The 12,188-nt window shown below is 45.1% G+C and carries 12 protein-coding genes; 7 read left to right on the top strand and 5 right to left on the bottom strand.

Annotated elements, in window-relative coordinates; translation table 11 throughout:
* Nucleotides 1-93: 93 nt before the first annotated feature.
* The 5 genes from ABR189_RS02375 to ABR189_RS02355 all read right to left on the bottom strand — a co-directional run bounded on the left by ABR189_RS02375 (nt 94) and on the right by ABR189_RS02355 (nt 4,934).
* Nucleotides 94-1,521, bottom strand: coding sequence for an L-serine ammonia-lyase (locus ABR189_RS02375; RefSeq protein WP_354658839.1), 1,428 nt, complete (start codon nt 1,519-1,521; stop codon nt 94-96).
* Nucleotides 1,522-1,650: 129 nt separating this feature from the next.
* Nucleotides 1,651-2,133 (bottom strand): FKBP-type peptidyl-prolyl cis-trans isomerase, encoded by a 483-nt coding sequence (locus tag ABR189_RS02370; RefSeq protein ID WP_354658838.1) that lies wholly within the window; start codon nt 2,131-2,133, stop codon nt 1,651-1,653.
* A 38-nt stretch (nt 2,134-2,171) separates the two neighbouring features.
* Nucleotides 2,172-2,678: an FKBP-type peptidyl-prolyl cis-trans isomerase gene (locus tag ABR189_RS02365; protein ID WP_354658837.1), complete on the bottom strand. Its 507-nt coding sequence runs from the start codon at nt 2,676-2,678 to the stop codon at nt 2,172-2,174.
* Nucleotides 2,679-2,886: 208 nt separating this feature from the next.
* A complete protein-coding gene (gene groL, locus ABR189_RS02360; RefSeq protein ID WP_354658836.1) occupies nt 2,887-4,524 on the bottom strand; it encodes a chaperonin GroEL in 1,638 nt (545 codons plus the stop codon).
* A gap of 128 nt (nt 4,525-4,652) precedes the next feature.
* On the bottom strand, nt 4,653-4,934 hold the full coding sequence (locus ABR189_RS02355; protein WP_354658835.1) for a co-chaperone GroES: 282 nt from the start codon (nt 4,932-4,934) through the stop codon (nt 4,653-4,655).
* 323 nt (nt 4,935-5,257) lie between these two features.
* Here ABR189_RS02355 and nusB point away from each other — a divergent pair, with 323 nt between their 5' ends.
* The 7 genes from nusB to ABR189_RS02320 all read left to right on the top strand — a co-directional run bounded on the left by nusB (nt 5,258) and on the right by ABR189_RS02320 (nt 12,126).
* The gene (gene nusB / locus ABR189_RS02350) at nt 5,258-6,187 is read left to right on the top strand and encodes a transcription antitermination factor NusB (RefSeq protein ID WP_354658834.1); all 930 of its coding nucleotides are present in this window, start codon (nt 5,258-5,260) and stop codon (nt 6,185-6,187) included.
* 85 nt (nt 6,188-6,272) lie between these two features.
* Entirely contained in the window at nt 6,273-6,716 is a 444-nt protein-coding gene (locus ABR189_RS02345; RefSeq protein ID WP_354658833.1) for a DUF1573 domain-containing protein, read from the top strand.
* A 100-nt stretch (nt 6,717-6,816) separates the two neighbouring features.
* Complete coding sequence (yajC, locus tag ABR189_RS02340) at nt 6,817-7,161, top strand: preprotein translocase subunit YajC (protein ID WP_354658832.1); 345 nt, start codon at nt 6,817-6,819, stop codon at nt 7,159-7,161.
* Between the two features lie 193 nt (nt 7,162-7,354).
* Nucleotides 7,355-7,963 (top strand): dephospho-CoA kinase, encoded by a 609-nt coding sequence (coaE, locus tag ABR189_RS02335; RefSeq protein WP_354658831.1) that lies wholly within the window; start codon nt 7,355-7,357, stop codon nt 7,961-7,963.
* A 45-nt stretch (nt 7,964-8,008) separates the two neighbouring features.
* On the top strand, nt 8,009-10,921 hold the full coding sequence (locus tag ABR189_RS02330) for a DEAD/DEAH box helicase (RefSeq protein WP_354658830.1): 2,913 nt from the start codon (nt 8,009-8,011) through the stop codon (nt 10,919-10,921).
* Between the two features lie 97 nt (nt 10,922-11,018).
* A complete protein-coding gene (locus ABR189_RS02325) occupies nt 11,019-11,726 on the top strand; it encodes a peptidase associated/transthyretin-like domain-containing protein (protein WP_354658829.1) in 708 nt (235 codons plus the stop codon).
* A gap of 61 nt (nt 11,727-11,787) precedes the next feature.
* Nucleotides 11,788-12,126, top strand: a complete 339-nt coding sequence (locus ABR189_RS02320) for a HesB/IscA family protein (RefSeq protein ID WP_354658828.1) — start codon at nt 11,788-11,790, stop codon at nt 12,124-12,126.
* Nucleotides 12,127-12,188: the final 62 nt, after the last annotated feature.

Below are 12,188 nucleotides of genomic sequence, written 5' to 3'. Positions count from 1 at the left end.
ATAATCTTTAATCTGATAAAACACCGGCAACAACCACAGTAAACACTCCGCTGCGATATGGTTACTCCTGAACACCATAGGGCTAGCCTGACACTAACACTCCGGCAAACTGATAGGGATATTCACCGCCAGCCCGCCATCAGAGGTTTCCTTGTATTTGGAATTCATATCCAACGCTGTTTCCCACATCGTTTTCACCACCGCATCCAAAGATACCTTAGCTAATTCCGGATTACTCTGAAGCGCCAGTTGTGATGCAGTAATAGCTTTTATCGCCCCCATCGTATTTCTTTCAATACAGGGTACCTGCACCAACCCGCCAATAGGATCGCAGGTAAGCCCCAGGTGATGCTCCATCGCTATTTCTGCCGCCATTAATACCTGTCGCTGGGAGCCGCCCAAACATTCTGTTAATGCGGCAGCGGCCATAGCTGAAGACACCCCGATCTCTGCCTGGCATCCTCCCATAGCAGCGGAAATGGTGGATCGCTTTTTAAAAATGCTGCCTATTTCCGAAGCGGTTAATAAGAACTGTAAAATCTGGGTGTCCTTAAACCCATTACAAAAGGTAATATAATACTGTAATACTGCCGGGATTACCCCTGCTGCACCATTGGTTGGCGCCGTTACCACCCGGCCAAAGGAAGCATTTTCCTCATTAACAGCTAATGCAAAACAGCTCACCCAATCCAATGTATAGGCAAAATCATTACCGCCTTCCCGGATAGCTGTGATCCAGGAGCTATAATCCTGGTAAGGCTTGCCTTTTAAAAGCCTTTTATTCAGCGCTGCGGCCCTGCGGGCTACTCTCAACCCGCCAGGCAGCTCTCCGGTAGTATGGCATCCCCGGTAAGTACACTCCTTCATCACCTGCCATATTTTCATCACGCCTTCCCGTGTAACCTCCTCCGGACGCCATGCACCCTCATTTTCCATTACCAGCTCTGAAATGCTATACCCTGTTTTAATACACCATTGCAATAATTGCCGGGCGGTATCAATAGGAAAAGGGAGATCCACACCGGCACTTCCGGCATGTGTTTCACCTTCCTGCACTACAAAACCCCCGCCTATTGAATAATAGGTGAATGCCTGCTGATCTCCGTCTGTAAAGGAAACCAGAAAAGTAAGTGCATTTGGATGAAATGGCAACGATTCCTCAAACAGGAAATCAATATCCTCCAGGGGATCAAATACGATTTCATATTGACCCGACAAGAGGATTTTCTTATGACGGCGGATGTCATCTATCTTAGAAGTGATCTGGTTTACATCAAATGTGACAGGGTCATCCCCACACAACCCCAGCTGTACCGCTATGTCTGTTCCGTGGCCATGCCCGGTTTTTGCCAGGCTGCCGTACAGCAACACTTTTACGTTGGTTACCATTGATAATTTGCCGGAAGCATCCACAGCATGCAAAAACTGCTGTGCAGCACGCCAGGGGCCTAAGGTATGGGAGCTGGACGGTCCAATGCCTATCTTGAAGATGTCGAAAACGGAAATAGGTTCGTGTGCCACTACGTTAAATATTTATATCAAAATTAATGGAAACAGGAACAGCAACCATTTTTTATAGCTGGTTGGCCATAAACAAAATGCCCCGCCGGTATATCGGCGGGGCATTTTGTTTATCTTTTTACGCAGTAATCAATAATTAACATCCCGCACCTTCACATTGAAGATCAACACAGAGTTAGCCGGGATTTTAGCACTCGCTTCATTCTGATATCCCCAGGGAGAAGGAATAAACAACTGGATCGTTCCACCTTTAGTTATCTTGGGCAAACCAATACGCCATCCTACAATTACCCCTCTTAAATAGAACTCCAGCGGGTCAGTAGGCTTAGATTCTTCTACCACTGTACCATCCAGTAAAGACAGTTTATAATCTGCTTTTACTTTAGAAGTCTGGTACACACTGTCTACCCCGTTACCTGGTTCAATGATTTTGTAGTAAACACCGGTAGTATCACGCTTTACATCGGTAATATTTTTTTCTTTGATGTAAGCCAATATCTTCAGGGTATCTGCTTTCAGGTTGCCATCAAAATCATACGGCGGTGTTTTGTCTTTTTTGCAGGCAGCTAATAAAACAAAAAAAACGGCTCCCAGTGCTAGTAATTTCCTCATGCTCAGAAATGCAATTTTATATGAATGAATATTGAATACTATTTAAAATCTATCAGCTCCACTTCGCTGATCAGAATAGAATTGGCCGGGATTAGGTTACCGATCGACTGTGGGCCAAAAGCCAGTGCGGAAGGTATAAAAAGTAAGATACTCCCTCCTTTGCTTATCTTTCTTAACCCAATCTGCCACCCCAAAATATGGTCTTTCAATTGACGGCCATCAAAATCAATACCGCCAAATGAGGATGCCACCACCTTGTCATTCAATAACTTATTGGTATACGCTAAGGTAGGTATAGAGGTGGGCTGCATAACAGACAGGCTATCTCCAAAATACAATATCTTGTAATACAGCCCCGAAGGGTCTCTTACTGCCTCAATATTATGCTTGACAAGATATTCATTAATCCGGGCATCATCATTCCCGCTATTACCTGTTCTTAATGCATCCATTTCGGCAAGGGACAGGTCATTCTTAGCACACCCCGTTAATAGCACCAATACCAGTAAAACCACGTAATAACCGGTATGTATGAATAGTTTCATATAATTTACACTTACGGTTCCGGCAATACAGCCACTTCGCCATTAAAACGGATAAAAGTTCCGCAAAGTTACACCTCCTTCACAATATTATCCCTTGTTTATAGTTACCGTCAAACAAAAAAACTCCCGTTTGCAGTCAGCAAACGGGAGTTCAGGAATATATGCGGGAGAAATCCGGTAATGATACTGGTTTTCCCTGCCTGGAATATTAGTAATCCATGCCCATACCATGTCCGCCACCTGGCATAGCAGGAGCAGCAGCCTTAGGTTCTGGTCTGTCAGCGATCACACATTCGGTGGTCAGCAACATACCGGCAATAGAAGCAGCATTTTCCAATGCAATACGGGTTACTTTGGTAGGATCAATAACACCTGCACCCAGTAATTTCTCATACTTTTCAGTGCGTGCGTTGAAACCAAAATCACCTTTACCTTCTTTTACTTTCTGTACCACGATAGAACCTTCGATACCTGCGTTAGCAGTGATCTGACGTAAAGGCTCTTCAACAGCGCGTTTTACGATAGCAATACCGGTTTGTTCATCTTCGTTATCACCTTTCAGTTTGTCCAGAGATTCGATAGCACGGATGTAAGCAACACCACCACCAGGTACGATACCTTCTTCAACAGCAGCGCGGGTAGCGTGTAAAGCATCATCCACACGGTCTTTCTTCTCTTTCATTTCTACTTCGGTAGCAGCACCTACGTACAATACAGCCACACCACCGCTTAATTTAGCCAGGCGCTCCTGTAATTTTTCACGATCGTAGTCAGAAGTAGTTACTTCAATCTGGGATTTGATCTGGCCGATACGGGCTTTGATCTCATCTTTCTTGCCTTTACCACCTACTACAGTAGTGTTGTCTTTATCGATCGTTACAGACTCTGCTCTACCCAGGTAAGTCAGGTCAGCATTTTCCAGTTTGTAACCCTGGTCTTCGCTGATTACGATACCACCGGTTAAAGTAGCAATGTCCTGCAGCATTTCTTTTCTTCTGTCGCCAAAGCCAGGAGCTTTAACAGCAGCTACTTTCAAAGTGCCACGTAATTTGTTCACTACCAGGGTAGCCAGTGCTTCTCCTTCCAGATCTTCAGAGATGATCACCAGTGGAGCGCCTTGCTGAGCTACTTTTTCCAGGATGTGCAGGATGTCCTTCATCGTGCTGATCTTTTTGTCATAGATCAGGATATAAGGGCTCTGCAGTTCAGCCTGCATTTTTTCGCTGTTGGTAATGAAGTATGGAGACAGGTAACCACGGTCAAACTGCATACCTTCTACTACTTCTACAGTAGTATCAGTACCTTTTGCTTCTTCTACCGTGATAACGCCATCTTTAGTAACTTTCTGCATAGCTTGTGCAATCAGCTTTCCGATTTCTGCATCATTGTTGGCAGAAATAGCAGCTACCTGCTCAATCTTCTTATTATCGTTACCTACTTTTTCAGATTGTTTTCTCAGGTTTTCAACAATAACTTTAACCGCTTTGTCGATACCACGCTTCAGGTCCATTGGATTTGCACCTGCAGCTACGTTTTTCAAACCTTCGCCTATGATAGCCTGAGCCAGTACAGTTGCAGTAGTAGTACCATCACCTGCAATATCAGCAGTTTTGGAAGCTACTTCCTTCACCATCTGAGCACCCATGTTCTCGATAGCATCTTCCAGCTCAATTTCTTTCGCTACAGTAACACCATCTTTAGTAACTCCGGGAGCACCAAATTTCTTTTCTATTACTACGTTGCGGCCTTTTGGACCCAGGGTTACCTTCACAGCATCCGCCAGGGTATCAACACCCTTCTTCATTTTGTTGCGGGCATCGGTACTGAAAAATATTTGCTTTGCCATAATTGTTAAATGATTTTAATGTTTAATAAGTGGAATGGTTAAAAAAGCTGTTAGCTATTGGCTATTAGCAGTTAGCCTAAACAAAACATCTTCAGCTAAAGGCTAAGAGCTAAAGGCTAAAAACTGTTTTAAACGATCGCCAGAATGTCAGACTCGCGCATGATCAATAAATCCTGGCCTTCAACGCTGATTTCAGTACCGGCATATTTACCATACAATACAGTATCACCTACCTTTACAGTTACAGGCTCATCTTTTTTACCAGGGCCAGCAGCTACTACAGTACCTTTTTGAGGTTTTTCTTTTGCTGTGTCCGGGATAATGATACCACCAGCTGTTTTTTCTTCTGCTGCTGCGGGTTTTACGATTACCCTGTCAGCTAAAGGTTTAATACTTAATTTTTTAGCCATATCGCTTTTATTTTTAAAGAAGTAAGATTTTAGACGCATGATCCGTCCACGAGAATTATGCCAAGACGTATTTCGGTCAAATTTTCAGGCTGTAAATGTACACAAGTGCCGGGGCACTGACAACAAATGTCAAATTTTCAGTGGAAACGGCTTTCTGCCTGACACATGGCAGTCTTTCCCTCCCTGATCCTGGTAGCTCCACCACCTCCCGTCGGCTACCAACCACCCCGCCTCACAATTTTGTAAGGATCCTCCTGTCTGAGTTTTTTGTCAAATCGGCCAAAATAACTAATTTTGCGCGCTCATACCAGTTCTTTATACAGATGATCAGTAGACGAAATATCCGGGTAAAAGTAATGCAAACACTCTATGCCCTGGAAACGATGGAGGTAGGCACAATCAAGCCAGGCACGGCCACCAGACTTTTAAATGAAAAGCTGGATCAAACCTGCCAGATCTTTACTTACTTGCTTTATTCAGTGGTACAGGTAGCGCAATATGCCGAAAAGGATGCGCATACCCGCGCTTCCAAACACCTTCCCTCTGCCGAGGACCTGCAGGTGAATACCAAAATTGCAGGAAATGAATTTATCTTTCAGATTACGAATGATCCCGGCTTCCAGGTAAACCTGGAACAATGGAAAATGAAATACCTGACTGATCCTGAACTGATCCGCAAATTGTACAATTTGCTGGTAGCTACGGATACCTATAAAACCTATACCCAGGAACCTTCCCGCTCTAAAAACGCGGAGAAAGAAATACTGGAATTCATTTTCAAGGAAATACTCCATAAAAACGAAGAATTTCTGCAGCATGTGGAAGATAACTTCCTCCACTGGGGAGATGATGAAGATATGATGGGTATATTGATCAGTAACTTCTTCAATAAACCACACCTGTTCAACTTTTTACAACTGATCAGCAAGGAAAAACTGGACTATGCCCGGGAACTCCTCCTCACTGTCATCGACAAAAAAACATATTGCCTGGAGCTGATTACTCCCAAGTTGCAAAACTGGGATCCGGAAAGAATCGCCTCCGTAGATATGCTGCTCATGGAAATGGGGGTATGTGAGTTCTTATACTTCCCTACTATTCCTACCAAAGTAACGATCAACGAATACATTGACCTGGCTAAAGCTTACAGCACGCCACAAAGTGGCCAGTTTGTAAATGGTATCCTGGACAATATCCTGAAAGATCTGGAAAAAGAACAACTGATCCAGAAGGTAGACCGTAATAAAAATTAGACTGCCCACATCAGCTGGAAAGACTATTTTTAGGGTAAATTATCTATTTTCACGCCGGATATACTCAATTAAAAATTTTCCCAACATGAAAACACTGTTCTATATGCTTGTCAGCGGCTGTTTCTTAATGGCTGCCTGCAACAGTAAAGCAGCTAAAGAGGGCAATCAGCAAACGCAGGATACCACTGCCGTCAGTGCTGCTAATGGCCAGCATCCGGTGATGACCTTTGATAAGCCTACTCATAATTTTGGAGATATTACGCAAGGCGAAAAAGTGGAGTATTCTTTTAAATTCACCAATACTGGTAATAAAGACCTCCTCATTATGGATGCTACCTCCACCTGCGGATGTACGGTACCAGAATGGCCCAAAGAACCCATCAAACCCGGTCAAAGCGGTTATATGAAAGTGATTTTTGATAGCCATGGTAAAGAAGGATATACCGAAAAAGCCATCACCATCAGGGCCAATACAGAAAATGAAATCGTAGAAGGACCAAAAATCCAGTGTAATATCCTGAAACCCTGATCTTTAACAGGGGATATGCACCTAATAAAAAACACTATTCAACCTGCTTTCCCGGATTCCGGCAGGCAGCAAACAACTTAATAAACAAACAAAGATGTACATGAACATGCTGAACATTTTACTGGCGGCCTCACCACAGGGAGGTGCACAAGGTGGCTCCTCTATGGTCTCTTTCATATTTTTTGGAGGTATGATCCTGGTAATGTGGTTATTTATGATCCGCCCTCAGACCAAGAAAGCCAAACTGCAAAAACAATTCATTGATAACCTGCGCGAAGGAGATAAAATAGTAACTATTGCCGGTATCCACGGTAAAGTGAAAAAAATTAATGATAACAATACCCTGCAGGTAGAAGTAAGTCCTGGTACCTACTTCGTAATCGAACGCTCCGCTGTTAGCATGGAATATACCAGCAACCAGCAGAAAACAGAAGAAAAGAAATAATATAAATACCCGTTTTTTACAGGAAGATCCCGGATGCCGGTGCTGTCAGGCACCCGTTTCCGGGATCTTCTTTTGGCAGCCACCCTGCTGGGAAAATTGCTGCATAACCACTAACTTGCTGGCTACTGAAAAACGGGGTACTGCATTAGTTCTCCTTTCTTCCATCATAGGCATAAACACGGAATCGGCAATTATGTTAAAGATTGGCATTACAGGCGGTATTGGATCTGGCAAAACCACGGTTTGCAAAATATTTGAACTATTAGGCATTCCGGTGTACTATGCCGATGCTGCCGCTAAAGATATTATGACAAGGGACCCGGAACTGGCCGCACAGATCCGGCAGCATTTTGGGGAAGCGGCCTATGATACCGCCGGTACCCTCAACCGTAAATTTATCGCAGATATTGTGTTTAATGATAAAAACAAACTCCTGCTGCTGAATTCACTCGTACATCCGGCTACCATCCGCGACTCCAACCAGTGGGCAGAACGCCAGCAGGCACCATATGTGCTGAAAGAAGCTGCCCTGATGTTTGAAAGTGAATCCTTCCACTACCTGGATAAGGTGATCGGCGTATATGCGCCGCAACCACTCCGGGTACACCGGGTGATGAAACGGGACAATATCAGCAGAAATGAGGTACTGGCCCGTATCCACAAACAAATGGACGAAACCATCAAAATGCGCTTATGCGATTACGTTATTCATAATGATGAACAGCAGATGGTGATACCACAGGTACTGGCCTTACATGAAAAACTGCTGCAACTCTCCACAGGTACCGGTATGCCGGACTAAAACCAGCCCTCCTAACGGAAGGTGCCTGGTTACCATATCAAAATAATGAATACAGGGAAAAAAGATCAGCAACATAAAACAGTAGTTATTCCTGCTGCCGGCAACAAGAATAAGGTAACGCCTGCCCTGTTGCTGGAACTGGACCATACCCAACACCCGCAGATACGGATCAGCGGGGCACTGATCAGCTTTCCCGACGGAGATCGCAGGGTACAGCGGATGCCACTGATCGACAAACGCTCTCTCTCCATCTTCAATTCCTTGCCGGCAGGGGTGCAGCACTTACTGATTCCCTGCACACAGGAGGCTATGATCACTAAAGAACTGCAGCTCAAAGAGCGTTACCTCCAGGATCCTCTTCCGGGTATCTCCCTGGAAAGGTTCATTCAGCAAGGGTTGCAAATGAATTTATATACTATTCTGCAACAGCTCAGGCCCCTGGCTTCTCTCCTCCCCTGGTTCTGCCAGCTGGCGGAAGGCCCCTTGCCTACCGACCGGGTAATTCGCACTACTGCTATCAATAATTATACGCCTTTATTGTCTTTTGAACTGAAACATACGGAGGCGAAAATATTGAGATTGCTGGCCTTTGCCACTATTAACGGCACGGTATTGCCCTTATCAGACTTTGAACGCTATGATTTTGCGCTGCGCAGGCAGGGCGAAATTTTCCTGCTGCCGCCAAAAGATATTCCTGCCATACAGAAGTTTACCCGCGGATATGTGGAAGCACTGCTGGGCCAGGAAGCTCCCTTCATTAAAAACATGGTAGAGCCCCTCGCGGCCAGCTATCCGGTAAATAAAGCCATCCTGCTGCGTAAAGAGCGTATCACCGAAACGCCTCAATGTAATATATGGCTCAGTGAACTAAACAAGAGTTTCCTGATGCTGCGCATACAATGGCAATACGGCGACTTTCTGCTGGAGGAAGATACAGCGCCGGTGGCTTATCAAACAGTCGATGACACAGCATATGAGATCCACCGGGAGGTAGCCTTTGAAAAAGAAACCACCGCTTTTGTGCGGGCGCTTCACAGCAAATTTGCCTCCCAGCGGAATGGTTACTTCTACCTGCCTTTTGCTGATGCCGAAAAGGCACAATGGTTCGTAAAGTGCTACCGGAAATTAACGGACCGGAACATAGCCGTTTACGGAATGGACCAATTACAGCATTTCCGGTATAATACCCACATACCTGTTATGGATATACGGGTTAAAAAAGAAGCAGCGGATGCCCTGGAACTCCAGGTAAAAATAACCTATGGCGACCAGGAAATAACCTTACAGGAAATACAAAAAGCCATCCTGCATCATCAGCCCCACCTGTTGCTGAAAGATGGTACCATAGGGGTTATTCCGGAAGAATGGCAGGTAAAATATAACCTGCTCATGAAACTCGGACAGGTACAAAAAGACAAACTGCAGCTATCTCCGCTTCACTGGACGCTTACACAGGAATTACTGAATAATGCCGGGTCCGCTGATAAATCAGTCTATCAAAGTAAACTGGAGCGCCTGCAGGCACCGGAAAACAACCCCTTCCCCGTACCGGCTGCCATACAGGCGCAATTGAGGGATTATCAGAAAGCAGGCTTTCAGTGGATGTGCCTGCTCGACGAAATGAAATGGGGGGGCTGCCTGGCGGATGATATGGGACTGGGTAAAACCCTGCAAACCATCACCTTCCTGCAATACATTGTAGATAAATACCCGGCAGAAACCCACCTGGTAGTATGCCCTACCTCCCTGATCTATAACTGGGAAAGTGAGCTGAATAAATTTGCACCACAGCTGCCCTTCACCGTTTATCACGGGACCAACCGGGTATATGAAGAAGAGAACTGGCGCAAACCACAACTCATTATTACCAGCTATGGTACGGTACGAAGTGATCTTACCATTTTCTCCGGCCATTCATTTGGCTATGTGATACTGGATGAAAGCCAGGTAATTAAAAACCCGGCATCCCTGACTACTAAAGCAGTACAGGCCCTCCCTGCCAGAAACAGGATCATCCTCAGCGGTACGCCTATCCAGAACAATACAATGGATCTTTATGCACAGATGAATTTCGTGAACCCAGGTTTGTTAGGCAATCCTTCTTTCTTTAAGTCTGAATTTGCACAACCTATCGACAAGCAGGGCGACAACAGCAAGGCAGCACAGCTGCGTAAACTGATCTATCCATTTATGCTGCGCCGTACCAAGGAACAGATTGCCAGAGACCTGCCAGACAAAACAGAAATTATTATGTGGTGCGAAATGGGGACCGCACAGCGGGAAGTTTATAACCGTGTTAAAGCGGAATACCGGGATAAACTACTGCAGCGTATTGATGAAAACGGGGTGGGCAACAATGCTATCTATATCCTGGAAGGCCTTACCCGTCTGAGACAGATCTGTAATGCTCCCCAGCTGGTGGAAAAAGAAACAGACAACCATGCAGGTGCTGTCAAACTGGATGAGCTGCTCCGTGAAATTGAAGAAAATACCGGTGCACATAAGGTATTGGTGTTCTCCCAGTTTACCGGTATGCTCGGATTGATAGCGCAGGAGATGGAAAGCAAGGCAATTCCTTTCCTGTACCTCGATGGCAGTACACCGGCAGCAGCCCGGCAACAACTCGTAAGCCGGTTTCAGGAAGAGGAGGAAATGCGGGTATTCCTGATCAGCCTTAAAGCAGGGGGTGTAGGACTTACCCTTACGGCGGCAGACTATGTATACCTCGTAGATCCCTGGTGGAACCCTGCCGCAGAACAGCAGGCCATTGACAGAACACATCGCATAGGCCAGCAAAACAAAGTATTTGCTTACAAAATGATCTGTAAAGACTCTGTGGAAGAAAAGATCCTCCTCCTCCAGGAACGTAAAAAAATCATCGCTGCAGATATTATCAGCGAAGAAACCGGGTTTATGAAAAAACTATCTGCAGATGATGTTGCCTTCCTGTTCAGCTAACCAGGCCACTCATCAATTATTAACTTTTTTTTAATGTAAAACATAATAATTTAGGAGCTATATCATGCTATAGCTGATGTATAAACTATTATCCTGTTTGTTGATACTATGCACTACTGCCTCCATACTTTATGGACAACAGCAGTTGCAGGGCCACGTTTATGGAAAGGATTCCCTGGCGCTTGCCAGTGTTTCCATTCAAAACAAAAGTACCGGGTATGGCACTATCAGTAGCCCTTCCGGATATTTTGAACTTACTGCTCACAACGGAGATACCCTCCTGTTATCGGCGGTAGGCTACGTGTCCATGTTACGTATCGTTACCAAAGATCATCTCCGGGGCCAGATGCGACTGTATTTAAAACAACAGGTATTTGAGCTGAACACCTTTCAGATAGAACAACGTAATCACAAAAAAGATTCCCTGGCTACCCGGGAGGAATATGACCGGATCTTCAACTATCGCCTGCCTAAAGTAGGAGAAGTTATTGCCATTATGCCTGTTGGTATAGCTGTAAATATTAACCAACTGTATAAATTATTATCCTTTAAAAAGAACCGGGATAAGTTCCGGTTCAAAGACCGCCTGATCCAACATGAACGGGAGGCCTATGTAGACCACCGTTACACCCCTGAAGTAGTAGAACGGTGGACTGGCCTCCGGGGCGACAGTCTCGCAGAATTTATCCGCCTGTACCGTCCCAGCTATCAATTTCTGGCCAATGCCCCCGAATACGACCTGCTGTATTTTATTAAAACAGCTTATAAGCAGTACAGTGATAGCTTACAACGGCTTGCACATTAGCACGGGGCCCCTCCTTTTTACATCAACGGCCACTTTCGTATCTTTGATAAAATATTATGCCATGGAAACGGTTATGAATGCACCGTTAAAATTAACGGCGGGCGCGGTTGCAGAATTGAAAAGACTGTTACAGGAGCCTACAGAAGCGCCTTATTTACGCGTGGGTGTAAAAGGGGGCGGTTGCTCCGGTATGTCTTATATACTTGGATTTGATGCCAGACTGGAAGATGATGAACTATTTGATATTTCCGGGATCCCGGTAATTATGAAAAAGGCGCATACCATTTACCTGGCCGGAATGGAGATTGATTTTAAAGACGGATTAAATGCCCGTGGGTTTGTGTTCCAGAACCCGAATGCGTCTTCTTCCTGTGGCTGCGGCAGCTCATTTGCAGTATAAACAGCTTTTTTGCCAATGATATTCCATAAAAAAGGTCCTGCATCAGCAGGACCTTTTTAGTA

Origin of the sequence: Chitinophaga sp. H8 (assembly GCF_040567655.1) — a bacterium.
Classification (GTDB): domain Bacteria; phylum Bacteroidota; class Bacteroidia; order Chitinophagales; family Chitinophagaceae; genus Chitinophaga; species Chitinophaga defluvii.
This window is presented reverse-complemented; position numbering and strand designations above follow the sequence as displayed.